General features: G+C 70.8%; 22 protein-coding genes and 2 pseudogenes. 9 read left to right on the top strand and 15 right to left on the bottom strand.

The genetic code is table 11. The features are described 5' to 3' along the window. Positions 1-16: 16 nt before the first annotated feature. The 3 genes and pseudogenes from FHS34_RS44030 to FHS34_RS05330 form a co-directional block, all read right to left on the bottom strand. A pseudogene (locus FHS34_RS44030) lies at positions 17-175 on the bottom strand (zinc-binding dehydrogenase); the annotation flags it as partial. 171 nt (positions 176-346) lie between these two features. Beyond that, on the bottom strand, positions 347-964 hold the full coding sequence (locus tag FHS34_RS05335) for an NADPH-dependent F420 reductase (protein ID WP_184961673.1): 618 nt from the start codon (positions 962-964) through the stop codon (positions 347-349). A 77-nt stretch (positions 965-1041) separates the two neighbouring features. Then, a pseudogene (locus FHS34_RS05330) lies at positions 1042-1548 on the bottom strand (zinc-binding dehydrogenase); the annotation flags it as partial. A gap of 199 nt (positions 1549-1747) precedes the next feature. Here FHS34_RS05330 and FHS34_RS05325 point away from each other — a divergent pair. Beyond that, entirely contained in the window at positions 1748-2623 is an 876-nt protein-coding gene (locus FHS34_RS05325; RefSeq protein ID WP_184961669.1) for an LLM class F420-dependent oxidoreductase, read from the top strand. 81 nt (positions 2624-2704) lie between these two features. Here the strand turns inward: FHS34_RS05325 and FHS34_RS05320 are convergent, their stop codons facing one another. The 8 genes from FHS34_RS05320 to FHS34_RS05285 all read right to left on the bottom strand — a co-directional run bounded on the left by FHS34_RS05320 (position 2705) and on the right by FHS34_RS05285 (position 12369). Further along, positions 2705-3859: a Gfo/Idh/MocA family oxidoreductase gene (locus FHS34_RS05320; protein WP_184962828.1), complete on the bottom strand. Its 1155-nt coding sequence runs from the start codon at positions 3857-3859 to the stop codon at positions 2705-2707. Between the two features lie 146 nt (positions 3860-4005). Then, entirely contained in the window at positions 4006-5223 is a 1218-nt protein-coding gene (locus FHS34_RS05315) for a cytochrome P450 (protein ID WP_184961667.1), read from the bottom strand. Between the two features lie 35 nt (positions 5224-5258). Continuing rightward, entirely contained in the window at positions 5259-6635 is a 1377-nt protein-coding gene (locus tag FHS34_RS05310) for an NAD(P)/FAD-dependent oxidoreductase (protein ID WP_184961665.1), read from the bottom strand. After that, positions 6625-6834 carry a ferredoxin gene (locus FHS34_RS05305; protein WP_184961663.1) on the bottom strand — a complete coding sequence of 70 codons (210 nt, stop codon included), beginning with the start codon at positions 6832-6834 and terminating at the stop codon, positions 6625-6627. Before FHS34_RS05305 ends, FHS34_RS05310 begins: the two co-directional genes overlap by 11 nt. 40 nt (positions 6835-6874) lie before the next feature. Beyond that, positions 6875-7303 (bottom strand): Tn3 family transposase, encoded by a 429-nt coding sequence (locus FHS34_RS41870; RefSeq protein ID WP_221508592.1) that lies wholly within the window; start codon positions 7301-7303, stop codon positions 6875-6877. 215 nt (positions 7304-7518) lie between these two features. Continuing rightward, a complete protein-coding gene (locus tag FHS34_RS05295; RefSeq protein ID WP_184961661.1) occupies positions 7519-9693 on the bottom strand; it encodes an FUSC family protein in 2175 nt (724 codons plus the stop codon). Between the two features lie 156 nt (positions 9694-9849). Next, positions 9850-11025, bottom strand: a complete 1176-nt coding sequence (locus FHS34_RS05290; RefSeq protein ID WP_184961659.1) for a glutathione-independent formaldehyde dehydrogenase — start codon at positions 11023-11025, stop codon at positions 9850-9852. A gap of 222 nt (positions 11026-11247) precedes the next feature. Then, on the bottom strand, positions 11248-12369 hold the full coding sequence (locus FHS34_RS05285) for a hypothetical protein (RefSeq protein WP_184961657.1): 1122 nt from the start codon (positions 12367-12369) through the stop codon (positions 11248-11250). 192 nt (positions 12370-12561) lie between these two features. Between FHS34_RS05285 and uvrA the strand changes: the two genes are divergently transcribed. Further along, a complete protein-coding gene (gene uvrA, locus FHS34_RS05280; protein WP_184961655.1) occupies positions 12562-15030 on the top strand; it encodes an excinuclease ABC subunit UvrA in 2469 nt (822 codons plus the stop codon). A gap of 129 nt (positions 15031-15159) precedes the next feature. On the opposite strand, the gene FHS34_RS05275 is transcribed toward uvrA, so the two are convergent. The 3 genes from FHS34_RS05275 to FHS34_RS05265 form a co-directional block, all read right to left on the bottom strand. Next, entirely contained in the window at positions 15160-15726 is a 567-nt protein-coding gene (locus FHS34_RS05275) for a type 1 glutamine amidotransferase domain-containing protein (protein WP_184961653.1), read from the bottom strand. 61 nt (positions 15727-15787) lie between these two features. Continuing rightward, positions 15788-16237 carry a DUF1931 family protein gene (locus FHS34_RS05270; protein WP_184961651.1) on the bottom strand — a complete coding sequence of 150 codons (450 nt, stop codon included), beginning with the start codon at positions 16235-16237 and terminating at the stop codon, positions 15788-15790. Positions 16238-16472: 235 nt separating this feature from the next. Continuing rightward, on the bottom strand, positions 16473-17318 hold the full coding sequence (locus FHS34_RS05265; protein ID WP_184961649.1) for an aldo/keto reductase: 846 nt from the start codon (positions 17316-17318) through the stop codon (positions 16473-16475). A gap of 86 nt (positions 17319-17404) precedes the next feature. Between FHS34_RS05265 and FHS34_RS05260 the strand changes: the two genes are divergently transcribed. Continuing rightward, positions 17405-17644 carry a hypothetical protein gene (locus tag FHS34_RS05260; RefSeq protein ID WP_184961647.1) on the top strand — a complete coding sequence of 80 codons (240 nt, stop codon included), beginning with the start codon at positions 17405-17407 and terminating at the stop codon, positions 17642-17644. 160 nt (positions 17645-17804) lie between these two features. Here FHS34_RS05260 and FHS34_RS05255 read toward each other — a convergent pair whose 3' ends face one another. Then, positions 17805-19586 carry a helix-turn-helix domain-containing protein gene (locus FHS34_RS05255; RefSeq protein ID WP_184961645.1) on the bottom strand — a complete coding sequence of 594 codons (1782 nt, stop codon included), beginning with the start codon at positions 19584-19586 and terminating at the stop codon, positions 17805-17807. A 243-nt stretch (positions 19587-19829) separates the two neighbouring features. On the opposite strand from FHS34_RS05255, the gene dnaK reads away from it, so the two are divergent. From dnaK to trxA, 6 genes are read left to right on the top strand one after another with little or no spacing between them, the layout of a single operon-like run. Then, entirely contained in the window at positions 19830-21728 is a 1899-nt protein-coding gene (gene dnaK, locus FHS34_RS05250; RefSeq protein ID WP_184961643.1) for a molecular chaperone DnaK, read from the top strand. Between the two features lie 8 nt (positions 21729-21736). Continuing rightward, entirely contained in the window at positions 21737-22345 is a 609-nt protein-coding gene (locus FHS34_RS05245) for a nucleotide exchange factor GrpE (RefSeq protein ID WP_184961640.1), read from the top strand. 6 nt (positions 22346-22351) lie between these two features. Continuing rightward, positions 22352-23299 (top strand): DnaJ C-terminal domain-containing protein, encoded by a 948-nt coding sequence (locus tag FHS34_RS05240; protein WP_184961638.1) that lies wholly within the window; start codon positions 22352-22354, stop codon positions 23297-23299. Continuing rightward, positions 23296-23703 carry a chaperone modulator CbpM gene (locus tag FHS34_RS05235; RefSeq protein WP_184961636.1) on the top strand — a complete coding sequence of 136 codons (408 nt, stop codon included), beginning with the start codon at positions 23296-23298 and terminating at the stop codon, positions 23701-23703. The genes FHS34_RS05240 and FHS34_RS05235 overlap by 4 nt, the downstream gene beginning before the upstream one ends. Next, positions 23694-26333: an ATP-dependent chaperone ClpB gene (gene clpB / locus FHS34_RS05230; protein ID WP_184961634.1), complete on the top strand. Its 2640-nt coding sequence runs from the start codon at positions 23694-23696 to the stop codon at positions 26331-26333. Before FHS34_RS05235 ends, clpB begins: the two co-directional genes overlap by 10 nt. Beyond that, the gene (gene trxA / locus FHS34_RS05225; RefSeq protein WP_184961632.1) at positions 26330-26776 is read left to right on the top strand and encodes a thioredoxin; all 447 of its coding nucleotides are present in this window, start codon (positions 26330-26332) and stop codon (positions 26774-26776) included. The genes clpB and trxA overlap by 4 nt, the downstream gene beginning before the upstream one ends. Position 26777 lies beyond the last annotated feature (1 nt).

Below are 26777 nucleotides of genomic sequence, written 5' to 3'. Positions count from 1 at the left end.
ACCACGCACCTGGCTGAGGGAAGACCGTTACGCGCCCGCCGACCTCGACACCTGGGGCCACACGCGCATGTGGGCCGATTGCCTCCACCACGCCCCTGGCCTCGACGCCGGCTGGAACCTGCTGTGCACCTTTCCCCGAGTAGGCCTCGACGGCCTGCAGATCACCAGGGTGCACAGGGAATGCAGTGGTCCGGATGAGGACCTGACCGCCGTTCGGTGCGGCCGGCTCCGGCTCCTCGATGACGGTCAGGACGTCGGCGGGCAGCCCCCCCCACGGGCGTAGACGACACGACGGTTCATGGTTCTCCTCCCGTACGACGGGTAGGCGCAGAGCTCGGCCAGGGCGTCAGCCGACGTCCTGCAGCAGCAAGTGCTTCGCACTGAGGGCACCGTCCAACTGCATCAGTCGCCCGCCCTCGCGCAGGCCGCCGAGGTCCAGGGTGGCGAATCCGAATTCGCCCAGCAATCCGGCCACGATTGCCTTCGCATCGTTGTCGTCACCCGCGTAGAAGGCCACTTGCCGCCCTTCGGCATGCCGGGGGTCCGCGGCGATGAACGGGGCGAACAGGGTGTTGAGAGCCTTCACGACCCGAGCGCCGGGAAGGTGCTCGGCGACCCACTCGCTGCCCGTGAGGTCACCGACGTCGTACCTGCCTCGCCAGGGGTTGGCCGCAGCGAACTGATTCGTCGTGTCGATGACGATCTTTCCGGACCAGTCGGTGAGGCCGGTCAGTTCCGGCACGGCGAAGAACGGCACCGAGAGAAACACGAGCTCCGGCCTGGCCGCTGCCTCGGCCGTTACTGCGTGAGCCTTCGGCCCAAGCCTGCCCACGAGTGCTTCGAGGGTCTCCGGGCCCCGGCTGTTGCCGATGGCCACCTCGTGGCCGTGGCGGATGGCCTGGCCGGCGACCGCCTGGCCCACCTCTCCTGCGCCGAGTACGCCAATGGTGCTGTGTGTGGTCATGGTGCTGATCCTTGATCGTGTACGAAGACCGCCCGGTTGCCCCACACCGGCTCGTGCGTGCCTTCGTTCGTCGGCTGCTACACGCGGTGGGGGTTGAAGTCCAAGAGCACTTTGCCGTTCTTACGCAGGTACGCGAGAGCCTTGGCGAAGTCCTTGGCTCTGTAGACGGGAGCGGAGGGCAACGTCAGCCTGCCGTCGGCGACCAGTTGCGCGGACTCTGCGCTCAGAGCCGGATGACGGGGCAGATACGTGTCCTCGTACATCCAGAACTCCGTTGTGGTGATCTTCGCTCGCAATACCGCCTGGTCGGGGGTGAAGGGCTCGCCACTCATGTAGCCGTAGATCACCAGCAGGGCGCCCTCGGTCAACACGTCCAGCAACAGTGAAGTGGCCTCTCCGCTGACACCGTCGAGTCCCAGCAGCACCGGATCGTCACCGATGATCGCACGCACCCGCGCGGCCACGTCGGGGTGATCGACGAGCACGATGTCAGCGCCCAGTTCTTCGAGCTCGGTGACCAGCTTCTCCCGGCGGACGATGTTGATCGTGCGAAGTCCGCGTTCCTTGGCGAAAGCGATGATGGAACGGCCGACCCCACTGTTCGCCGCGTTCTATCACGGACGGCGACTGGGCAGCCAGCGGCACCCCCGCCGAGCACGGCCGCGGACTGAAGATTGTCGATCAGCTCACCGCAGCGCACGGCGACCACGAGGAACCCGGACACGTCACCCACTGGGCCGACGTGATGATCACGGCACAGCCAGTACCCGGAGGAAACACCCGATGAGCGACACCACAGGCCCCCTGAAGCAGCGCGTCGGCCGGTACGGCGCCTGGAGCATCGAACTGCGCTCGGAGGACCCGGCCCGGCGCGGCGAACTTGACGAGGTCGCGGCCGAGCTGGAGGAACTCGGGTACGGCGCCATCTGGCTCGGCAACAACAGCACTGCCGACCACGCCGCTCCGCTGATCGGGGCGACGCGCCGCATCGTCGTCGGCACCAGCGTCCTGAACATCTGGCAGCAGGAGGCCGCCACGACAGCGGTCGGCTTCGCCGAGGTGGAATCGGCGCACCCGGGCCGCTATCTGGTGGGTCTCGGCGTCAGCCACGGCCCGCTGGTGAAGGACTACAGCCGCCCGTACGCGGCGATGACCGGCTACCTCGACGAACTGGACGAGGCCGGCGTCGCCGCCGGCAGCAGGGTGCTGGCCGCGCTGGGCCCGAAGATGCTGAAGTTGTCCGGCGATCGGGCGGCCGGCGCCATCCCCTACCTGGTCACCCCCGAACACACCGCCCAGGCCCGCGAGATCCTCGGCGAGGACCCCTTGCTCGCCCCGGAGCTGAAGGTGGTCCTGGAGACCGACCCGGCCCGTGCCCGCGCCATCGCCCGCGACACTCTCGCCATGTACCTCACCCTGCCGAACTACACCAACAACTTCCTGCGGCACGGCTTCACCGAGGACGACCTGGCCGAGGGCGGCAGCGACCGCCTGATCGACGCGGTCTTCGCCTGGGGCGACGAGGACCGCATCCGCGACCGCATCGACACCTTCCACCAGGCAGGCGCGGATCACGTGGCCCTCCAGGTACTCATCGGCACCCACACGGACAAGCTCCCGAGGGAGGAATGGCGCAGGCTCGCTTCTCTATTGGGATAACGGTCTCGGAGAACACCGGAACCGTGGTCATCGTCGCCGAGGGTGAAACGGTCGAGCTCCCGACCTGACCCACTTCGGGGCCTACGCGCCTTGCTCTGCGAGTGTGACCTTACGGCCCGCGCGCGCCGCCTCTCGGATCCGCTCCAGCATGCGGTGGCGCCGGACGGCGTGCCGGAAGTCGGGAACGCCGTCCTCGTCCGGCGCAAGGTTCCCGGTGATCTGGTCGCGCAGGAGCGCGTACGCGTGGGCGACGTTGCAGGCGGGCTCGGTGGATCGCTCGGTCCATCGCGTCAGCGACCGCTGATAGCGGGCGGGAACCGGTAGCTCGGCCAAGGCGCCGTCCTGTCCCCGGGCGCCGTACAGCCGCAGGCCCCCGTACCACCACTGAGCGTGGTCGGCCTTGATGACGAGATCGCCCTTTGTGCCGTTGATCTCCCAGTGGAACGCGGTGGCGCGGGATGTCCCACCGCGGATGTGCATTGCGGCTACGGCCCCCGACTCCAGCACCCCGGTGACGGCGATCTGGTCCTCTGCGGTCTTGGCCGTGACCGCTCCGCTCGTGACGTGGGTGACCTCGGGGCGCAGATTTTCGATGTGAGCCGACACCTCGCGGAACTCTCCGAGCACCATGGTCAATGCGTCGACCGAGTGCCCGAAGGGAATCGACAGCAGCGTGGCGCCGCTCGTGACGTCCAGCACGTATGCATAGTTGTCGTCGTAGGTGGCGCCGCCGATCCAGCCCGACCCGAGCATGCTGGTCGACAGCACCCGCCCCACGTAGCCGTCGGCGACCAGGTCCCGCAGATACCGAAGCGGCGGAGCCGACCGGGCCTGCAGGCCGACAGCCGTGAGCACACCCCTGCGCCGCGCGAGGTCGGCCAGCTCCTCGGCCTGCGCGAGGTCGGCACCGAGCGGCCACTCGCTGAACACCATCTTCCCCGCTTCCAGCGCGGGTCGGACGAGTTCCAGGTGATGCGGAACCTTCACCGTCACCACCACGAGATCGACTTCCTCACTGCGGGCCAGCTCCTCCGCGCTGCCGAAGGCCAGCGGCACCGCATACTTCTCGCCGGCCGCACGCGCGGATCCGGTGCTGCTGGCGCTCAGCGCCCGCAACTCGTATCCGTCGAGCCCGGCCAGTGCCGGCACATGGGCGGTGGCCGCCCACCCGCCGCTCGCGCTCAGTCCTACGACACCGACGCGGATCGGCTCCCGATGAGGGGAAGTGGACGTCATGTGCACCCCAGCGTTCGCGGTCACGTTCTCTCACCTGGCCCGTGCCATAGAGGACACGGTCCGAGCAACAGGGTCAGCTACAAGTCGATCGGCCTGCCGTTCGTGCCTCCCCGGTTCCATCGCCACGGCGAGGCGGAGCATTGCGTCTACGGCGACGGGGCCAGCTCGATGGGAAGGTGCCGAGGGCCACGCAGCACGGCGCTCTGGCGGTAGGGGGGAGGGTCTTCGAGGAGGGTTGCGGTGGTGAGATGGGGAAGGAGTGCTCCCAGGGCGATCTGGGCTTCGATGCGGGCGAGGGGTGCGCCGTAGCAGATGTGGACGCCGCTGCCGAAGCCGAGGTGTTGGTTGTCCCGGCGGGCGGGGTCGAACCGGTCGGGGTCGCGGAACCGCTTGGGGTCACGGCTGCCGGAGGCCAGGGCGAGCACCACGGGTACGCCCTTGGGGATGGTCGTGCCCGCGACGTCGATGTGGGTGAGGGGCGTGCGGTCCAGCAAATGGACCGGGGGCTCGTAACGCAGCAGTTCCTCCACCGCGCCGGGAAGCAGGTCGGGTTCGCGGCGCAGGCGCTCCAGTTGGTCGGGGTGGCGCAGCAGGGTGAGTACGCCGTTGGTGATCAGATTGACCGTGGTCTCGTGTCCGGCGACGAGCAACAGCACTGCGGTGGCCGCCAGTTCCTCGCGGGTGAGCCCTCCGGCCGGGCCGGGGTCGTTGACGAACGCGGACAGCATGTCGTCACCCGGGTGGCCGCGGCGCTGCTCGGCGAGGTCCACCAGGTAGCGGCCCATCTGCGCTCGGGCCTGATGGCCGGCCTGCTGGCGCTTGGTGAGGTCCTCGCCGGGCCGGATGTCGACGGAGTCGATGATGGCGTTGGACCACTCGCGGAAGGTCGGCTCGTCTTCGCGCGGCACACCGAGGAGTCGGCAGATGACGGTGACGGGCAGGGGGTAGGCGAAGTCGTCGACGATGTCGATCCGCGTACGGCCCTGGAGCGACTCGATCAGTTCGTCGGTGATCCGGGTGATTTCGTCTCGCATCGCGTCGATCCGGCCCGGACTGTGCGGAGGACCGAACGGCCGTGTGGCCAGGCTGCGCAGCCTGTGGTGTTCGGGGTCGTCGAGCCGGATGAAAGGGTGGGACTCTTCCTCTTCCGCCGGCAGGCCGCTGTAGGTGCCGGCGCGGTTGCGGCGGTCGGAGCTGAGCCGTGGGTTGTGGAACAGGGAGACGATGTCGTAGTACCCGCCGACCAGGTAGCTGCCGTCCGTCTGCCGCGCCACGCCCGCCTCACGGAGTTCCGCGTACAGCGGGTAGGGGTCGGGGCGGTTGGCGTAATCGGTGATCCGCTCCAGCAGGGTGTCGACAGCCATCGGCGGGCTCCTCGGGGCAGGGAAGGGCGGAAGGGTCAGCCGGCGGGCCGGACCACGGCCAGTCGGCGGTCCGGCAGGTGACCGGTCAGCGCGACGGTGGGGCCGTGGGACAGTCCCTGCGGATCCGGTACGTCGGAGGGGAGCGCGAATTCGGTCACCAGCGGGTGGCCGTCGGCAGCGCCGGGCGTGGGCGGGAACGGGGCGGCGGTCTCGATCAGCTCCTGGTAGTACTCCAGCCACTTGGCCATGTTGACGGTGACGGCGGCAGTGATGCGGCCCCGGTAGCCGTAGACCGCCACCAGCCGGCGTTCACTGAGTGAGCCCTGGGCGATGACCACCTGGTCGGAGTAGGTGGGGACGCCCACGGACTTGATGTTGACCCCGAACTGGCTCGACCAGAAGACCGGAACCGCGAGGTGGGGGCGCCTCGGCGGCCCGGGACTGACCATGTTGTGGGCCGCCACCTCGGCCTGCGCGACCGCGTTGCCCCAGTGCTCCAGGGAGAGCATCTGGTAGTCGAAGAGCGGGTGGGGGAAGCGGGAGACGTCGCCGGCCACGAAGATGTCGTCGGTGACGATCCCGTACATGTCGAAGGCGCGGCACCCCGCGTCGCAGGCGACCCCGTGCGGGCCCGCCGCCAGCCCGGAATCCGCCAGCCACTCGACGTTGCGGACCGCACCCAGGGCGATGACGCACACGTCGGCGTCGATGTGGCTGCCGTCGGAGAGGTTGGCTCCGGTGAACCGGCCGGCCTTGTCGCCGCGCAGCGCGGTGACCGTCACTCCGCAGCGCAGGTCCACGCCGTGGGCGCGCTGCAGGCCGGCTGCGAGCTTCGCCAGTGTGCCGCCGAGTGCGCCGACCAGCGGTGCGGTGCCGCGTTCTGCGACCGTGACCTCGATGCCCCTCTCCCGGCAGGCCGAGGCGATCTCCGAGCCGGTGAAGCCCGCGCCGATGACCAGCACCCGGCGCGGCCCGGCGGCCAGCCGCTCGGCCAGGCGCCCGGCGTCGTCACGGGTGCGCAGCGTGAAGACTCCGTCCAGGGCGGCCTGCTCCCGTTGGGGCCAGGGCCGCGCCCGGGTTCCGGTGGCGACCAGCAGCCGGTCGTAGGGCAACGACTCGCCGTCGGCCAGCAGGACCTGACGGCCGACCGGGTCGAGCCCCGTGGCGCGCACTCCGAGCCGCCAGTCGGCGTCCGGGTCGCGGCGCATCGGCAGCCCGGTGGTGCCCGCCGCCGACATGCCGAGCAAAACCTGCTTGGACAGCGGCGGCCTGTCGTAGGGCGGGTGGGGCTCGTCCCCGACTACGGTCAGCGAGCCGGTGAAGCCCTCCTCGCGCAGCTTCTCGGCAGCCCGCAGCCCGGCCAGCGAAGCGCCGACGATGACGATCCGGCCTTCCCGAAGGTCACCGGGCACCGGCGCTCACCGCCTCGCCCACGAGGATTGCCTGGACCGGACACGCCGCAGCGGCCTGACGCACGCGCTCCAGCTGGTCTTCCGGGACTTCCTGGCGGTACAGCAGCGCTTCCTCGCCGTGCAGCTCGAACATCCGCGGTGCGAGAAACACGCACTGCGCGTACGCCTGGCAGCGGGTGAGGTCCACGACGAGCCGCATCCAAGCCTCTCCTCCGTCGCCTTGAGCTCCCTGTCTCTTTCTAGGCCCGGAATACTCCAGGCGCTCGCCCGGCTACTCCGTCGGGACGGATGTCCTGAAGCAGCAGGGTGTTGACGTGCACCAACGCGGACTGGAGCAGGTGCAGGGCGAGCATGGACACCTCCTGGGACTCCTTGTCGGAGCCGGTCAGATCACCGCTCTTGCCGTAGAACAGGTCGTGGTTTGCGCAGTTCCAGTTCTCCACGACCTGGAGCCCGTTGTTGATCTCGCGCCGCAGCTCCGCGTCGGCGAGGTAGTCGCAGATGAACGCCGTGCGTACCGCACGGCCCAGGAGGGGCCCGGCGTTCCTGGACGGCGGTGGCGTCTTCGGTGGGTCGCTGACGCTGTGCCTGGTCGTGCTGACGTCGCTCGGCGTACTCCGAGCGCTGGAAGGTCCCGAAGGATCTGCGTACCGAGCGACTGTCGCCATGGGATGCGCGGTTTTCCGTCAGATGCCTTGTGACCTGCGCTGTACCAAAGTGCCAACCATCTTGCTGATCCGGTACCTCCAAACGGCGTCACCGCCGCACCTGGGTGGGCCGAATCCTCGTGATGGCGACAGCGGCGTACGTGTGGCGGCGCCCGACGTGGCGGGGAGTATGCTCGCCGCTCCAGGAGGCCAGGCGCTCCCCGTGGCCGACTTCGTCAGCCACCCCGGTGCACGGGTCCTGAGCCGTCACCTTCCGCCGCCACGGCGGCCCGCACCCGCTGCTCCTCGCGAGCAGAGCCGACGTCCCGTTCCAGGGGGGTGCGGCTCACGGCTGTCGCGAGGTCCTCCAGGGCCCGTTTTTGCAGTTCCGCCTCGCGCCGCACGACCGGGCTCCCGTTGCCGGCGGCGTCCTCCCACGCGTGGAACGCCTCCTCCACGCGTCCCCACTCCGGATTCCTGTGCTCGCGCACGGCGACTGCTGCCTTCGCGGTGTCCGTCTCCAGGGCCTCGGCGAATCGCTCCGCCTCGGGGACGAAACGGCTGTCGGCCCGCGGGACGTGGCTCTCCATGAGCATCGCCGCCCGGCCGAACCCCTTGAGCGCCTCCTGCGCCTCCTGCGCCTCGCGCGACGTCAGACCCCTGGGGCGGACCGGTTCCTGCCTCGCCCGGTCGTATGCCTCCTGCCAGGCGGCACGTGCCTCCCTGCTCTCCAGCAGTGCCCGGCGCATGTCGGCGTGATGCTCCCGGGTCGGTTCGGCGTAGTCGCGGAGCACCGCGGCCGCGTAGCGGCCGTTGGCGGCGAGCCAGTCCGCGAGCCGGCCCGGCAGCCGGGGTGTCTCCCATGCGGGGAACACCACGTACGCCAGCATGGCCAGGGCCCCGCCGAGCAGGGTGAGCACCACCCGCTCCGGGACCGTCTGCTCCCATGCCTGGCCGCCCATGCCGAGCAGGAAGACGACGTACGCGGCGGTGAAGCACTGGGAGTAGGCGTACCCGGTACGGTTCAGCGCGTAGGACAGGCCCGCCGAGACCACCGCCAGCGCGGCGGACACGTGGGCGTCCGGGCCCAGGGCCCGCACCACCCCGGTGGCGAGCGCGACCCCCGCCAGGGTCCCGGCGAGACGGGCCACCGCACGCGCGTACGTCCGGTGGAAGTCCGGCCGCATCACCATCACCGAGGCGATGGGCGCCCAGTAGCCGTGGCCCAGGGGCAGCCGGGCGGCGATCAGATAGCCGAGCGTGGCCACCGCCGCCAGGCGGACGGCGTGCCGGAACACGGGGGAGTCCCGGCGGGTCTCACGGCGGACCGCCCGGACGACGACCGGGACCAGCCGGTGCAGGGTCGGGCGCACCAGCAACCGGGCGCCGGCGGGGCCGGGCGGCGTGGGCGTCGTCCCGCGCGCGCAGCCGCTCCCGGCGATCTCCAACGCCTCACCGAGCAGTTCCACGAGCCGCTCGGCGGCCTGCCGCGCGGGGCCCTCCAGCACCTCGTGTTCCTCGTCGACCCGCAGGACGTCCATGCTCTCGGGCCGCACCTCGGCGGGAGTGCCGCGGCGGATCGAACGGGCGGCCGCGTCCAGGACGTCGGCGGCCGCGTCGAGCAACTCCCGCGCGCGGTCCCGCCCGGGTCCCTCCGCCGGGGCGCCGACGTCCGGGTCGGCGAGTGCGGCGACGACCGGCCGAATGCGCTCGGCGAGTCCCCGGGGGCCGTGGAGGACGGAGGGACGGGTGCGGGCCTGTGACGGCGTCACGGCGGCCGCGTCCCGGGCCGTCATCAACGGTTCAGGGTCGAACGGGGCGGTCGGGTCGTGCCGCAACCGGCGGGCGTAGTCCGCCACGGCGGCCAGGGCGTCGGCGAGCGCGTCACGATGCGCCCCCCAACGCCGGATCGGGAACAGCAGGATCAGCACGGCCTGCGTCACGCCTCCGAGTGCGATGACCCCGGCGTGCTCCAGGGCTCGCCCGACGCTCGTGGGCAAGGTGACGGTCACGAGCATGCTGCCCACGGTCGTCGCCGCGACGATCCCGGCGGTCGATCCGACGGCCCACGCCATCCCCGCGGCGAAGGCCCATACGGCCAGCAGAGGCAGGAACGTCACGAGTCGCCCCGCCGCCAGGTAGCCCACGGAGGTGCTGAGCGCCAGACCCGCGCCCGCGCCGAGCGCGACCACCTTGCGCGGACGCCAGCTGCGCTGGAAGGTGGCCCCACCCGCGGAGTAGGCGCCGAGCGCGGCGGACGCGGCATACGCGGGGGAGACCAGCCACAGCGTCGGCCCGATGACGATCGCCACCCCGGCGGCCGTGCGCAGCGCGAGCAGGGGCTCCAGCCGCGTCTCCTCGATCGTGAGCCCGGATCGCACGACCTCCCCGAAGGCCCGCAGCCACGTCACGCGTGTCCGCCTGGCCGGAGCGCGGGCAATCGCTGTTGGTTCAGGCCCGGCCGGGGCGCGGCGATCGCCCCCGGCCCCGTCCGGCGGACGGGCAGATCGCCACCCGTCCCCCGGACCGGTCCGAGGGAAACAGAGGGCACGGCGGCCCTGGGTCTCCTACCGCTTATGGCCGTTGCCGTGTCCGTTCGGATGCAGGACGACCTTGGTCCAGCCGTCGTCACGGGCGTCGAAGTGCTCGTAGGCGGTGGGGGCCTCGTCCAGGCTGAGCTCGTGGGAGACGACGAAGCTCGGCTTCGCCTTCCCGCCGGCGATCAGATCCCGCAGCGCCCGGTTGTACCTCTTCACCGGCGCCTGCCCGGTCCCCATGCGCTGGCCCTTGAACCACATCAAGCCGAAGTCGATCGGGACCTTGCCCTGGGCCTCCAGCTCGCCCTGGGCCTCCGCGCCGCCGGGGTCCTGGGGCAGGAACACGCCCACCACACCGATGTCGCCCGTGAACCTGACCGAGTCGATCAGTCCGTTGAGCGTGAGGCTGGCGTCCTCGTGTCCCTGGGGGTCGTGTGCCTGGTAGCCGACGCATTCGCAGCCGTTGTCGGCGCCCAGACCGAGGGTGGCCTCCTTGACGACCTCCGCCGGGTTCTGCTCGGCGGTGTTGATCGGGATGGCCCCGATCTCCTCCGCCTTGCGCAGCCGGTCGGGCTGGTGGTCGGCCGTCCAGACGCGCCCTGCGCCCTTGAGGAGGGCGGAGTAGGTCGCCATCAGGCCGACGGGACCGGCCCCGAAGACGATGGTCTGGTCGCCCGGCTTGACATGGGCCATCTCGGTGGCGTGATAACCGGTCGGGAAGATGTCGGCGAGCATCACGTAGTCGGTCTGCCGCTCGGCGGCGTCCTCGCCCAGACGCAGCGCGTTGAAGTCGCCGTAGGGCACGCGCAGCAGCTCCGCCTGGCCGCCCTGGTAGGGGCCCATGTCGGCGAATCCGTAGGCGGCTCCCGCGAGGGCCGGTTCCGGCTGCATGGTCAGGCAGTAGTTGGTCAGGCCCTGCTCGCACTGCTTGCAGAAGCCGCAGGCGATGTTGAACGGCAGGACCACGTACTCGCCGACCTGGACCTTGCGGACGGCCGAGCCGACCTCCACGACCTGGCCCATGTTCTCGTGTCCCAGGGTGCGGCCGGACTCGAACGAGGTGCGGCCCTCGTACATGTGCAGGTCCGAACCGCAGATGTTGGTGGTGGTGATCTTGACGATGATGTCGCAGGGGTGTTCGATCTTCGCGTCCGGTACGTCCTTCACGGTGACCGTTCGCGGGCCTTCGTATACCGCTGCCTTCATGGTGGCTTCCCTGATGTCGCAGTACGGCGGTGATGGGAAGGCGCAGAGAGCCTGACTCTCGGAAGTGCGACGGGGGCCGGTGCTCCGGCACGCCTCTGGGGGCCGTTCACATGGATGGGGATGGAACGGTCGTCGTCTTGCTGTAGGCCCCGCCGGGCGGAGCTTCGGCGCTCCGGCGGCGTGCCGTGCGGGTCCCCGTCGGCCCCCGAGGCGAAACACCCGCTAGTCACCGCGGTCGTCCTCCAGCATGCTGCGACGCTCCTGTTCGCGCTTGGAGTAGGCGGCTGCCCGGATCGCCTCGTCGCTCTCCAGACCGGATCCGAGCGCGCCGCCCACCGTGGCGACCGAAGCGACGAACCAGGACAGCGTCCAGTACTCCGCGGCGTGCAGCGGGGTTCGTGTCGTGGAGGCGAACACCCGGCCGTTGAGGATGAACAGCGCCCACACCAGGTTGATGACCACCAGTCCCGCGTAGCAGACGATCACCCCGATGCCCACGGTCGCGACCGTCGAGGTGTTGTAGAGACGCGCCCTCTTCCTCGCCTCCGGCGAAACCTCATCCGTTCGATGCCACAGGTTCGCGTCCACGATCAGCCAGCCGATCATGAGCGCGACAGACCCGACCATGGCGATCACCAGGCGTGGCGTGCTCAGGTACGTGGCCAGGTTCCAGATGGTGGAGTTCACGGTGGCGACCGCTCCCGTGGCGAGCGCGGCCGCCAGGGCTTTCGACAGGCCCGGCACCAAGCGCCACGGCCGGTTGGCGCGGACCATACCGCCGAGCACCCTCAGGTAACCGCGCGGTCCACTGACGACGTACCGCAGATCGGCGATCTCCTCCTCACCGACCTGGCCCGGATGGATGGGGGCGAGACGACCGGTGAAGGGCCCGCGCAGCGGCTGGCTTCCCGAAGGCCCCTCAGGCCCGGTGGCCTGCGGGCCCGCCAGGCTGAGCACGGCTTCTTCCACGGCCTGCCGGGCCCTTGTCTGCAGCCGGAAGCCTCCCAGCGCGGGAAGAGACAGCAGCGCCAGGCCGTGTTCGTGACTCAGATCCACCACGAGCTTGCGCCCATGCGAGTGGAGCGGAAGGTCGGTGAGGGCCACGATGATGTCCCAGCTCTCCGCACTTGCGCGGTCCATGATCCGGCGCGTCAAGGTGGCCAGGTCCTCGGTCCCTGCGGTGAAGGGCTCGCTGACCACCTCGACGTCGAACCGTCGTCCCGGGCCTGACCTGTCCGCGAGCCGGTCAGGAAGCGTCCGGGCCATGCGCTGCGCGATGTCCGTGGGCGCGTCCGGATCGGCCAGAAGAGCCACGACCGTAACGCCCTGAGACGACACCCGCATGCTCCCTCTCGCCGGCCACCCCGCGATCGCGAGTGCCCACAGGATGCCCCCGAGGTGACGCCGACGCCGCGTGACACGCTGGCTGGCCCCTGCCGGCAGGTGCAGGCGGTAGGGGCGGATGTTCCCCGGGAGCGGGGCCCGGGTGACGGCGCCTGTCGCGCGGTTCGCGGCGCGATCAGGTAATCAGGAACGGTGGACAAGGACGCGGCCGACCCCTTCGTGCATGTCCGGGGCGCCGGTGAGAACAACCTGCGGAACGTCGATGTCGACGTTCCGCGGGACGCGATGGTCGCCTTCACCGGCGTCTCCGGTTCGGGCAAGTCCTCGCTCGCGTTCGGCACGCTCTACGCGGAGGCCCAGCGGCGCTACTTCGAGTCCGTGGCACCGTACGCCCGAAGGCTGTTGCAACAGGTCGGCGCACCGCATGTGCAGGAGATCACCGGACTGCCACCGGCCGTGGCCCTGCAGCAGCGACGCGGGGCCCCCAGCTCGCGCTCGACGGTCGGCACCCTCACCACGCTGTCCAATCTGCTGCGCATGCTGTACTCCCGCGCCGGCACCTATCCGCCCGGGGCCGCACGGCTGGAAGCCGAGTCGTTCTCCCCCAACACCGCGGCCGGCGCCTGCCCGGAATGCCACGGACTGGGCGTCGTGCACGACGTCGCCGAGGACCTGCTCGTCCCGGACCCCTCGCTGAGCATCCGCGAGGGAGCGATCGCCGCCTGGCCGGGCGCTTGGCAGGGCGCCAACCTGCGCAGTGTCGTGAGCGGCCTGGGAATCGACATCGACCGGCCGTGGCGCAGGCTCAGGAAGAAGGACCGGGACTGGCTGCTGTACACGGACGAGCAGCCCTTGGTGTACATCGAGCCGGAGGAGGACCGCGTCGACTGGGGCTATCAGGGCAAGTTCTGGAGCGCCCGCAAGCACGTCATGCACGTCCTCGCCGACTCCAAGAGCGAGAAGATGCGCGAACGGGCGCTCCGGTTCGTCAGGAGTGTGCCCTGCCCCGCCTGTCACGGCAGCGGACTGCGGCCCGAGGCGCTCGCGGTGACCTTCGCCGGACGTTCCATCGCGGAGATCAACGCGATGCCGCTCACCGAGCTCGTGGCGCTGCTGCGGCCCGTCGCGGGGCGGTCCGAGGCCGACGCCACCACGGCGACCGCACGATCCGGGGAGACGACCGAGGTCGCGGTCCGGATCTGCGGCGATCTGGTCGCGCGGATCGACGTACTGCTCGACCTGGGCCTCGGATATCTCAGCCTCGGGCGCCGCTCGACGACCCTGTCACCCGGCGAGGCGCAGCGCCTGCGGATCGCCACCCAGCTGCGCTCGGGGCTGTTCGGCGTCGTCTACGTCCTCGACGAACCCTCCGCGGGCCTGCACCCGGCTGACGCGGAACCGCTGCTGGAGGTGCTGGACCGCCTCAAGGCGGCGGGCAACTCGCTGTTCGTCGTGGAGCACGACATGGACGTCGTGCGGCGGGCGGACTGGGTGGTCGACATCGGCCCCGGTGCGGGCGAGGGCGGCGGACGCGTGCTGTACAGCGGCCCGGTCGCCGGTCTTGAGCGGGTCGGGGAGTCGGCCACGAGCCAGTACCTGTTCGGGCGCGCCCAGCCGCTCGAACACCGCCCGCGCACACCGCACGGCTGGCTGCACCTGCGCGGCGTCTCCCGCCACAATCTGCACGACGTGTCCGTCGGCGTACCGCTCTGCGTACTGACGGCGGTGACGGGCGTGTCCGGTTCCGGGAAGTCGACGCTGGTGACGCAGGTGCTCGCCGAGGTCGTCCGCGGCCACCTCGGACTCGTCCCCGAGGAGCCCGACGAGGCACAGCTGGAGGTCGACGTCCAGGACGCGTCGGGGGTCGAGTCGTTCGACCGGCTGGTCCTCGTCGACCAGCGGCCCATCGGCCGGACTCCCCGGTCCAACCTGGCCACGTACACCGGAATGTTCGACGCGGTGCGCAAGCTGTACGCGGCGACGGACGAAGCCAGGGCGCGCGGCTACTCGGCCGGGCGGTTCTCCTTCAACGTGCCCGAAGGGCGGTGCGAGACCTGCCAGGGCGAAGGATTCGTCGCGGTGGAACTGCTGTTCCTGCCCGGCACCTACGCGCCGTGCCCGACCTGCGAAGGCGCCCGGTACAACGCCGAAACGCTGGAAGTCACCTACCGCGGCAAGAACATCGCGGAGGTACTGGCGCTGTCCGTCGACGCCGCCGCGAAGTTCCTGTCCGCCGTTCCGGCGGCCTCCCGCAGTCTGGAGACGCTGCGTGAGGTGGGGCTGGGGTACCTGCGGCTGGGCCAGCCCGCGACGGAACTCAGCGGCGGTGAGGCGCAACGCATCAAACTGGCCACCGAGCTGCAGCGAGCCCGCCGCGGGCACGCGCTCTACCTGCTCGACGAGCCGACGGCGGGGCTGCACCCCTCGGACATCGCGCTGCTGCTGCGACAGCTGCACCGGCTCGTCGACGCCGGCAACACGGTCGTCCTCGTCGAGCACGACCTGGACACGATCGCCACCGCCGACTGGGTCGTCGACCTCGGTCCGGGCGGCGGCGACGCGGGCGGGCGGGTGGTCGCGGCGGGCCCGCCGGCCAAGGTGGCGAAGGCCCGCCGCAGCGCCACCGCGCCCTATCTCGCGGCCCGGCTGGCGCGCTCCTGACGACAGCGCGAGGGGCTGAGCACGGGGCAGCCGGGTCCGGGGGCCGCAGAGTCGTGCGCGTCGCCATGGCGCGTTCCCGCTTGTGGCGGGCATATCGCACCTCGCACCGCCCGCGACCGGGCCGCCGGGTCAGCCGGGCACGGGGTGGTGCGCCCGGGCGAACTGCTCCACGACGGCGGCGCAGAAGGCGGGCAGGTCTGCCGGACCGCGGCTGGTGACCAGCTGCCCGTCGACGACCACCTCCTGGTCGCCGACGACCTCCGCGCCGGCGTTGCGAAGGTCGGTGCGGATGCTGGGCCAGGACGTCAGGCGGCGGCCGCGCACGGCGTCGGCCTCCGCCAGGGTCCACGGGCCGTGGCAGATGGATGCGACCGGTTTCCCGCTGGCCATGAAGTCCTTGACGAACTGCACCGCGTCGCGGTCCATGCGCAGTTGGTCAGGGTTCATGGTGCCGCCGGGCAGAAGCAGGGCGTGGTAGTCGTCGACGGAGGCGTCGGCGACCAGGCGGTCCACGGGGAAGGTTCCGGCCGCGTTGAGGTCGAACTGGCGGGCCTGGATCTCGCCGTGGCGGAGCGAGACGATCTCGGTCTTCGCCCCCGCGCCGTGCAGCGCACCGCGCGGCTGATCGAGCTCCACGCGCTCGACGCCGTCAGTGGCCAGAATCCCCACCCGCATCCCCAGGAGTTCCTGTGTCATGGTACGGCTCCCTTCACGAGTCGCTGGTCGCGAGCCGGCGCGGTGCACCGGGGCGCGACTGCTACAGCAGCCGGTCGAACACCGCTGTAACGGCCTCCCAGTGACTGGTCTGCGGGTTCTTGACATCCGGATAAAGGATCTTGAACGTCTCGGCGAGAGCGACGCTGAGACCGCCGATGATCTCGGGGTAGCGCTCTTCGGCCTCCTGGGTGGGCGTCCTGTCGAGGGGAGGGTGTGCGGCGAGCTGTTCCAGGATCGGCTTCAGCTCGACCTCCTCGTCGAGCCGCCGGAACCGGTGGATGCTCTCCTGGAGGCCCTTGGTGATCGGTAGATCCCACGGTTCGACGGTGTCCCTGCCGTTGGCCTTGGCCGACGCCTGGCCGACGACCAGGAGGTCGTAGAGCTTGGCGTCGACGAAATCGCCGTACCGCTTCAGGTCGTTCCTGTCCACGTCGAGGCTTGCGGCGGCGCGGAAGAACCTCTCGAACTTCGACACACCCGTCACGGTCATGCCTCTCGCCTCCTCACCGGGAACGGACGGCGCCGTTTCCCGCCCGCGCCGCCATCGGCTGTTACCCGGTCGAGATTCGCAGAGCCCCCTGCTGAGCGCCTCCGCACTCCAGGCCGAAAAAGGGCGCTCCCTCTTCCCCTGGCAGAGCAGCATGAAGTACGGGCGGGCAGGGTGTGGCAGGGGCAGTTACTTGCTGGAGAGGCGTCGCGGGGTGCGCGCCACCCTGGCAACTCCTTCAGAGCATCTCCAGGGGCGTGGGCCCGTCGGGCGGCGGGAACGCCTCGTCGAGAGCGTCGAGCGCCTTGGCAGGGAGGCGGAGGTCCAGCGCGCCGCGGTTCTCCCGCACGTGGTCGGGTGATCCGGAACGCGGGATCGCGGCCACCCCTTGTTCCAGCACCCAGGCGAGTGCCACCTGGGCCGGCGTTGCTCCGAGGGCCCGGGCCACGGCACCCAAGGCGTCGCCCTTCAGCAGCCGCCCCTGCTCGATCGGGGAGTAGGCCATGACGGTCACCCCGGCCTCACGGCACCAGGGGAGAAGATCCCACTCGATGCCACGCCGGGAGAGGTTGTACAACACCTGGTCGGCGGCCACGGCGTCGCCGCCGGGGAGAGCGGTCAGCTCGACCATGTCGGCGACGTCGAGATTGCTCACGCCACAGTGACGGATCTTGCCCGCCTCCATCAGGTCGGTGAATCCCGCAAGGGTCTCTGCGAGTGGCCATCGTCCTCGCCAGTGCAGCAGGTAGAGGTCCAGCCGTTCCGTACGCAGCCGCCGCAGACTGCGCTCGCAGGCGGCGGCGGTGCCCTTCCGGTCGGCGTGGCCGGGCAGCACCTTGCTGACGAGGAAGACCTCCTCCCGGCGTCCCCGGATGGCCTCGCCGACGAGTTCCTCGGCCGCGCCGTCGCCGTACATCTCGGCCGTGTCGACGACGGTCATGCCCAGGTCCGCGCCCAGCCGCAGCGCGGCGATCTCCTGTTCCCGCCGGGCCGGGTCCTCGCCCAGGTACCAGGTGCCCTGCCCGAGCGCCGCGATCTCCTCACCGGAGGGGAGCGCGATCGTTCTGGCCGATTCCGCAGACATCTCGGGCCTCCCGTCCGCCTCGGATCCGCGTCACACGCGCCCGCACCGGGTGCCCAGGTCCGCGCCTCCCAGACAACCGGTGTCGCATGCGCCGCAGGGAGGTCAGCTGGGCGGGCGGACTGCGCCGGGAGCTCGCCGGGACCGGGCGCGCGGTCGCGCAACGCGACGGCGACCGACACAACGGCGCCGCAGGAGAGGACCGCCGCGAAGCCGATCATCGCGGTCTGCACGGCGAAGTGCCGCAGGGCGATGCTGAACAGGACGGAGGGCAGGCCCATCCCCAGGTACGCGACGACGAAGAACACGGCGAGGACCCCCGCGCGTGAGGCGGGCTCGGCCACGGAAACGGCACGTTCGACGCCTCCCTTGAACAGCAGCCCGGAGCCGGCCCCTGACAGGGACACGGCGACCAGGCGGCCCCGCTCGGCACTGCGGGCGCTGCTCGACCTGGTCGACCTCCACGTCATCGCCCTGTGACGTCCGGCATCAGCCGGGTCCGCGCAGCACGATCTTCCACACTCGGGTCGCCACCTGGAGGTTCAGCCGGTCCTCGACGTTCGCGAGGTCGTGGCCGCTGATGTCGCGGATGCGCTGGAGCCGATAGCGCAGCGTGCTGCGGTGGATCGCGAGGGAGTCGGCGGTCTCGTCGTAGTTGCCGCCGCAGTCGAAGTACCGGGACAGGGTGTCCACCATGGTCGCGTGGTGCCGGGAGTCGTAGTCGATGAGCTGCCCGAGCCACTCCTGGACGAACGTCTCCAGTTCCCGGTGACCGCTGCCGGGTCCCAGGATGCGGTAGAGACCGAGTTCGTCGAAGAACGACGTGCCGTAGCGCTCGCGGGAGTGGCGGCGCACGTCCAGGGCGCGCTGCGCCTCCCGGTAGTGGCGGGGGATGTCGTCCACGGAGTCGCAAGGGGCGCTCACCCCGATCGTCCCGGACCGTGTCCCGTTCTCCCGGGCGAGCGCCTCGTACAACGCGCGGGCGTGCGGCCTGTCGCCAGTGATGAGGACGACGTGGTCGGAGCGGCGGGTCAGCAGCGAGCGCAGGCCCACCGCGGCGGCCGCCCGACCCACGGTCTGCGCGAAGGAATCGTCCGCAGTGCGGTTCGACCACTGCACCACGACGATGTAGTGGCTGCCGTGCAGGTCGTGTCCGACTGCCTCTGACCGGGCGTAGGCGCTCGGCTCGTCCGTCCCTGCCAGGAGGTCGTCGGCCAGCTCGCGGTGCAGCCTCACTTCCACTTCGGCCAGACTGCGCAGGTGCGTCAGCTCCAGGGCGAGCGACGTGGCGGCGTGTCCAAGCGCGAGGACGGTGTGCTCGTCGGCCTCGTCCCGGGTGTCGACCAGCGCCAGCACGCCCAGGATCTCGCCGTGCAGGCGGACGAGGGTGAGCAGCCGGTCCCTTATCCGCACCGGCCCGGCCTCTTTGGCGACGGCGTGCAGCATGTCCTCCTGGCGCACGGGGTCCGGTTCGGGGTAGGGGACGGGGCGGCCGGGGCCGGTCCAGGACCTCAGTCGGCCGAAGCGGTCCTCGACCAGCGCGGGAAGTCCTGTGAGCCCGTGCAGTGCGCGGGTGATGGCTTCCTCGCCGCCACCCGAGGCAGCGACGTCGGCCATGAGAGCGTGCACGGCTCGCTCGTAGCCCAGCTCAGCCACCACAGAGATCAGCTTCCGCTGGAGGGCTGTGCGTTCCTCCCTCAGCCGGTGCAGCTCCAGCGCGTCCTCGCGTTGGCGGCGGTGTGCGAAGGCGACTGACAGTGCAGCAGCGGTGTGCCGGACGAGCATGGCGAGCAGGGATTGCTCGGCCCTGGTGGGCCGGGAGCGGCACGTGACCACGAGGTAGCCGTGGAGTACCCCGGGTCCGCGTAGCCCCAGGGCCCGGCCCCAGGGCCTGCCGGCTACGGTCACGTTGCCGTCCCGCCCGGCCAGCTCCCGCACCCTCCGGCCCACGGCCAAGGCATGCGTTCGCCCGTTCCACGGGCTGGAGATCAGGTCCCCGCCCACCTTGAGATATCCGGCCTCGGCGGTGTACGGCCCAGCGGCGGCTATGTGATCCATGGCCAGGCGCAGGATCTCGCCTTCGTCCGGAGCGTCGAACTGGGTGCGGGAGAGCGCGACCAGTTCGTGGAGGGCGTGGGCGGCTGGGGTGCGAGCGGGCAGGCGGGGCCGCCTGGGCGCGGCCGTGGGGCGCCGCCCGGCGCTGTCCCGCGGAAGGCCGCCCTTCCGGTCGGGGTAGCGGTGGTACGGGCTGTACGCCCGACTGCCGACCATGGGAGATCACTCCGTCCTTCGGAGATGAGCGGCTTTCGCGTACCCGGTCCCGGGCCGGCTACCCGACACGTGCGGGTTCTTTCTCTCGTACTCGTGGGGCGATCGGACCCGTGCATTCCTGACTCGCCAGGCGCAGGCGTGGAACCACCCGGTTCGTCACCCTGGGGAGTGCTCGAGACCCTCCGTGCGCAACGAACGTGATCCGGAGAGTCGACGCAGGCGCTGCACCGGGAGGAGTTCCTCATGGCCAAGGCAGTGGGCATCGACCTGGGCACCACCAACTCGGTGATCGCCGTGTGGGAGGGCGGCGAGCCGACCGTCGTGCCCAGCAGCGAGGGCAACCGCACGACACCGTCCGTGGTGGCCTTCACCGACACCGGGGAACGCCTGGTGGGCCAGCTGGCCCGGCGCCAGGCGATCCTCAATCCCAAGGGCACCATCTACTCGGCCAAGCGGTTCATCGGCCGGCACTACGACGAGATCTCCGACGAGGCCAAGGCCGTCGCCTACGACGTCGTCCCGGGAGACAACGGCGAGGCCCGCTTCAAGGTGCGCGACAAGCTGTACGCGCCTGAGGAGATCAGCGCACAGGTGCTGCGCAAGCTCGCCGACGACGCGTCCAAGCAGCTGGGGGAGCGGGTCACGGAGGCGGTCATCACGGTGCCCGCCTACTTCAACGACGCTCAGCGCACCGCCACCAAGGACGCCGGACGGATCGCCGGACTGGAGGTGCTGCGGATCATCAACGAGCCGACGGCGGCCGCCCTCGCGTACGGCATGGACAAGAAGGAGCACGAGACCGTCCTCGTCTTCGACCTGGGCGGCGGCACCTTCGACGTGAGCATCCTCGACGTCGGCGACGGCGTGGTGGAGGTGCGCTCCACCGCCGGTGACAGCCACCTGGGCGGCGACGACTTCGACCGGCGTCTGGTGGACTACCTCGCGGACGACTTCCAGAAGGAGAACGGCATCGACCTGCGCAAGGACCCGCAGGCGCTGCAACGACTGTTCGAGGCGGCGGAGAAGGCCAAGACCGAGCTCAGTTCGGTGACGCAGACGCAGGTCAGCCTGCCGTTCATCACCGCCGACGCCTCGGGCCCCAAGCACCTCACCGACTCGATCATGCGGTCCACTTTCGAGCAGATCACCGGCGACCTGGTGGAGCGTTGCCTCGGACCGGTGCAGCAGGCGATGGCCGACGCGAAGGTCGGCGAGAGCGACATCGACGAGGTCATCCTCGTCGGCGGTTCCACCCGCATCCCCGCCGTCCAGACTCTGGTCCGCCGGCTGACCGGCGGCAAGGAACCCAACATGAGCGTCAACCCCGACGAGGTCGTGGCCCTGGGCGCCGCGATCCAGGCCGGGGTGCTCAAGGGCGAGGTCAAGGACGTCCTGCTGCTCGACGTCACACCTCTGTCGCTGGGCGTGGAGACGCGCGGCGGAGTGATGACGAAGATCATCGAGCGGAACACCACCATTCCGGTGCGCCGCAGCGAGACCTTCTCCACCGCCGAGGACAACCAGCCGGCCGTCGATGTGGTGGTCCTCCAGGGTGAGCGCGAGCGGGCCGCCGACAACCGGGTGCTGGGCCGGTTCCAGCTCACCGACATCCGGCCGGCGCCGCGGGGCGAACCACAGATCGAGGTCACCTTCGACATCGACGCCAACGGCATCCTCAACGTCAAGGCCCGCGACCGGGACACCGGCAAGGAACAGGGCATCACCATCAGCGAGAGCTCCAACCTGGACCGCAGCGAGGTCGAACGCATGGTCCAGGAGGCCGAGCGCAACCGGGGCGAGGACCAGGCACTCCGCGAGGCCGTCGACGCCCGCAACGAACTCGACGCCGTCGCGTACCAGGTCGACAAGCGCCTCGCCGAACTGGGCGACGCGGCGCCCGCACACGAGAAGGCACGCGCCGAGATGCTCGTGTCCGACGCCCGGACGGCGGTCAAGGAGGAGGCGGGCGCGGAGCGCGTGCGGCCTCTGACCTCCGAACTCCAGCAGGTGCTCGCCGGGCTGGCGGCCCATCAGGGCGCCGACACGGGCGGCGGTCCCGGCCAGGACGCCGCCACCGGCGGTCCCACGAGTGACGGTGGCGGTGACGATGATGTCATCGACGCCGAGTTCGACAAGGGCTGAGGCGCGCCATGCCCACCCACCCCAAGCAACCCGACCGGGCCGCGTCGGATCCGGGCGCACGGGTCCCGGAAGGCGCCGGACCAGCTCCTCGCGGGGATCTGCCCCAACCGGGCCCACCCCGGCCCGAAGCGGCGAACGGCGAACCGGGGCCCGATGCCGCCGGCCCCGCACCAGCCGAGGACGAGTACACGACCGCGATCCAGGAACTGGAGGACCGCTGGCGGCGCGCGCTCGCCGACCTCGACAACCTTCGCAAGCGTCACGCCAGGGAACTGGAGCGCGAACGGGCGGTCGAGCGGTCCCGCACGGCGGCCGCCTTCCTGCCCGTCCTCGACAACCTCGAACTCGCCCTGACCCATGCCGGCGCCGATCCGGGCGCGATCGTGGAGGGCGTCCGGGCCGTACGCGACCAGGCGGTGAACGTCCTCGAACTGCTCGGCTACCCGCGGCACGCGGAGCGCGGTGTCGCCTTCGACCCGGCCCGGCACGAGGTGGTCGGTGTCGTCCAGGACCCCGACGCCCCGCCGGGCACCGTCGTCGAGGTGCTGCGCCCCGGCTACGGGGACGGCGAACGGCAGCTCAGGCCCGCCGCCGTGACCGTCGCCAAGCGGGAGTGACCTGCGATGGCACGGGACTTCTACGAGGTGCTGGGCGTGCCGCGGACCGCGAGCCAGGACGAGATCCAGCAGGCCTATCGCAAACTCGCCCGTAAGTACCATCCCGACGTCAACAAGGATCCCGGGGCGGAGGAACGCTTCAAGGACCTCAATGAGGCCTACAGCGTCCTGTCCGATCCCAAGACCCGGGCCCGCTACGACCGCTTCGGCGAGGACTTCCGCAAGATCCCCGAGGACTTCGACGAACGGGTCGCGGCCGGAGCGGGCGGCGGCTTCCGCGGCCGGAGGACCGCGGGCGGCCCTCGCGTCCGGTACACCACCGGCTTCGGCGACGACTTCGGAGCGGAGGGCATCGACATCGAGGACCTGCTCGGCTCCATGTTCGGGGGCGGCGCCGCCCGAGGCGGCGTCCCCGGAGCGGACCAGGAGGCCGAACTGCCGCTCACTGTCGAGGAGGCGTACCGAGGCGGCCGTCGCACCGTCACACTCGCCGGCCCCACCGGGCAGCCGCGGCGATACGAGGTCGACGTGCCGCCGGGCGTCACCGACGGGCAGCGCATCCGGCTGGCGGGTGAGGGTGGCCGGGGCAGTGGTGACGCGGCCGCGGGCGACCTGTACCTGCGGGTGCGTATCCAGCCCCACCCCCGGTTCCGGCTGGACGGCCGCGACGTGCACGTCCAGGTCCCGGTCGCCCCGTGGGAGGCGGCCCTGGGTGCGACCGTGCCGGTGCCCACGCCCGGCGGCGGCACGGCGAAGGTCACGGTGCCCGCGGGCTCGTCCAGCGGCCGGCGGCTGCGGCTGCGCGGCGAGGGCATGCCGAACCCGCGGGGCGCGAACGGCGACCTGTACGCCGAACTTCGCGTCATGGTGCCTCCCGCCCTCGGCGACCGGGAGCGCGAACTGTTCGAGGAGCTCGCCGCCACTTCCTCGTTCGACCCCAGGAGGACGCGATGAACGACCGACCCGCGGGAGCGGGAGGCATCGGCCGGGCCGGCGTGGGCGCCCGTCCGGTAAGAACGGGCGCCGACCTCACCGCCTCGACCGCTGTCCGGTACGCGCTTGTGCCCGTCCCCAAGCTCTCCCTGGCCGCCGTGGCCCTTCGCTCGGGCCTCCACCCCGATCTGATCCGCCGGTTCGCCGCCCTCGGCCTGGTCGACGCCGAACGCGACTCCGCTGGGCGACTGGTGTTCGACTCCACGGCCCCGGCGGTCCTCGCCCGTATTCAGCGGCTGCGCACCGGGCTCTGCCTCAATTACGCATCCATCGGCCTGGTGCTCGACCTGCTCGACCGCATCAGCCTGCTCGAAGCCGCCCTGCGCGGCCGCGGCACGAGGAGTGAAACACCCCCATGGACATGAACCGTCTCACCCAGAAGTCCCAGGAAGCCCTCCAAGAGGCCCAGAGCGCTGCCGTCGGCATGGGGCACACCGAGGTCGACGGGGAACACCTGCTGCTCGCGCTTCTCGATCAGGAGGACGGTCTGATCCCGCGGTTGCTGCAACAGGCCGGCACCGAGCCGAAGGAGCTGCGCGCGGCCCTGCGCGAGGAACTCTCCCGCCGCCCGAAGGTCACCGGTCCCGGCGCGGCACCCGGCCAGGTCTTCGTCACCCAGCGCCTGTCCCGGCTGCTCGATGCCGCCGAGCGGGAGGCCAAACGCCTCAAGGACGAGTACGTGTCCGTGGAGCACCTCCTGCTCGCCCTGGCCGAGGAGGGGTCGACGACCGCCGCCGGACGCCTGCTCAAGGAGCACGGCGTGACCCGGGATTCGTTCCTGAGCGCGCTCACCCAGGTCCGCGGCAACCAGCGCGTCACCTCCGCCAACCCCGAAGTGGCCTATGAGGCGCTGGAGAAGTACGGCCGCGACCTGGTCCTCGAAGCTCGGTCCGGGCGGCTGGACCCGGTCATCGGCCGTGATGCGGAGATCCGCCGCGTCACCCAGATCCTCAGCCGCAAGACCAAGAACAACCCCGTCCTCATCGGTGATCCCGGCGTCGGCAAGACCGCCATCGTCGAGGGCCTGGCCCAGCGCATCGTTCGCGGTGACGTCCCCGAGGGCCTGCGCGACAAGACAGTGTTCGCCCTCGACATGGGCTCCCTGGTCGCCGGCGCCAAGTACCGCGGCGAGTTCGAGGAACGCCTCAAGGCCGTGCTGTCCGAGGTGAAGGCCGCCCAGGGGCGCATCCTGCTCTTCGTCGACGAACTCCACACCGTCGTGGGCGCGGGTGCCGCCGAAGGGGCCATGGACGCGGGCAACATGCTCAAGCCGATGCTCGCCCGCGGCGAACTCCACATGATCGGCGCCACCACCCTCGACGAGTTCCGCAAGCACATCGAGAAGGACGCCGCCCTCGAACGCCGCTTCCAGCAGGTGCTGGTCGACGAGCCGAGCGTGGAGGACACCATCTCCATCCTGCGCGGACTGCGCGAACGTCTGGAGGTCTTCCACGGCGTGAAGATCCAGGACACCGCACTGGTCTCCGCGGCCACCCTCAGCCACCGCTACATCACCGACCGGTTCCTGCCCGACAAGGCCATCGACCTCGTCGACGAGGCGTGCGCCCGGCTGCGTACCGAGATCGACTCGATGCCCGCCGAACTCGACGAGATCACCCGCCGCGTCACCCGCCTGGAGATCGAGGAGGCGGCCCTGTCCAAGGAGACCGACGCCGCCAGCAAAGCCCGCCTGGAGGAACTGCGCAAGGAACTGGCCGACCTGCGCGGCGAGGCCGACGCCAAACACGCCCAGTGGGAGGCCGAACGGCAGGCCATCCGCCGCGTGCAGGAGCTGCGCCAGGAACTGGAGCAGGTCCGCCACGATGCGGAGGAGGCCGAACGCGCCTACGACCTCAACCGCGCCGCCGAACTGCGCTACGGCCGCCTCCAGGACCTGGAGCGCCGGCTGAAGGCCGAGGAGGAGCAACTGGCCGCCAAACAGGGGAAGAACCGGCTGCTGCGCGAGGTGGTCACCGAGGAGGAGATCGCCGAGATCGTCGCCGCCTGGACCGGCATCCCCGTCGCCCGTCTCCAGGAGGGCGAACGCGAGAAACTGCTGCGCCTCGACGAGATCCTGCGCGAGCGCGTCATCGGCCAGGACGAGGCCGTCAAACTCGTCGCCGACGCCATCATCCGCGCCCGCTCCGGCATCCGCGACCCGCGCCGCCCCATCGGCTCGTTCATCTTCCTCGGCCCCACAGGCGTCGGAAAGACCGAGCTGGCCAAGACCCTCGCGGCGGCCCTGTTCGACTCCGAGGAGAACATGGTCCGCCTCGACATGAGTGAGTACCAGGAGCGGCACACCGTCAGCCGGCTCATGGGCGCACCCCCCGGATACGTCGGCTACGAGGAAGGCGGCCAGCTCACCGAGGCCGTACGCCGCAAGCCGTACTCGGTGGTGCTGTTCGACGAGATCGAGAAGGCGCACACCGATGTCTTCAACACCCTGCTCCAGGTCCTCGACGACGGCCGCATCACCGACTCCCAGGGCCGCACCGTCGACTTCCGCAACACCGTGATCATCATGACCTCGAACATCGGCTCCGAGCACCTCCTCGACGGCGCCACCGCCGAGGGCGAGATCAAGCCGGACGCCCGCGCCCTGGTCATGGGCGAGCTGCGCGGGCACTTCCGCCCGGAGTTCCTCAACCGCGTCGACGACATCGTGCTGTTCAAGCCGCTCGGTGAGCGGCAGATCGAGCGGATCGTGGAGCTGCAGTTCGACGAGCTGCGCCGCCGACTCGCCGAACGCCGCATCACCGTGGAACTCACCGAAACAGCTCGGGAGTTGATCGCCCACCAGGGCTACGACCCGGTGTACGGGGCCCGGCCGCTGCGCCGCTACATCTCCCACGAGGTCGAGACGATGGTCGGGCGCGCCCTTCTGCGCGGCGACGTCCAGGACGGCGCGACGGTCCGCGTCGACGCCGAACACGGAGAGCTGGTGGTCACCTACGACCAGCCCGAGAAGATGGAAGGAGCGCGGGCGGCATGAGCACGATGCGGGCGACGACCGTCGGATGTCCCCACTGCGGGCGCACCAACCGGGTGCCCGTGGCCGCGGAGGGCCGCCCCAGGTGCGGCCACTGCAAGCGGCCCCTGCCGTGGATGGCGGACGCGGGCGACGACGACTTCACCGAGGTCGCCGAACGGGCCGACGTCCCCGTCGTGGTGGACCTGTGGGCCACCTGGTGCGGCCCCTGCCGCATGGTCAGCCCCGCACTGGAGAAGGTCGCCACCGATCTCGCCGGCCGCATCAAACTCGTCAAGGTCGACGTCGACAAGAACCCGCGACTGTCGCGGCGTTTCGAGGTCCAGGCCGTACCGACACTGCTGATCCTCGACCAGGGCGAGACGGTCGCCCGGCAGGCGGGGGCGGCGCCCGCCCCCGCTCTGCGCCGATGGGTGGAACAGTCGCTCACCGCCCGGAAAGGGTGAT

The organism is Streptomyces echinatus, from assembly GCF_014203595.1.
In the GTDB taxonomy this organism is placed as follows: Bacteria; Actinomycetota; Actinomycetes; order Streptomycetales; family Streptomycetaceae; genus Streptomyces; species Streptomyces echinatus.
Note: the sequence above shows the minus strand (reverse complement) of the source record. Positions and strands in the feature narration are given on the sequence as shown.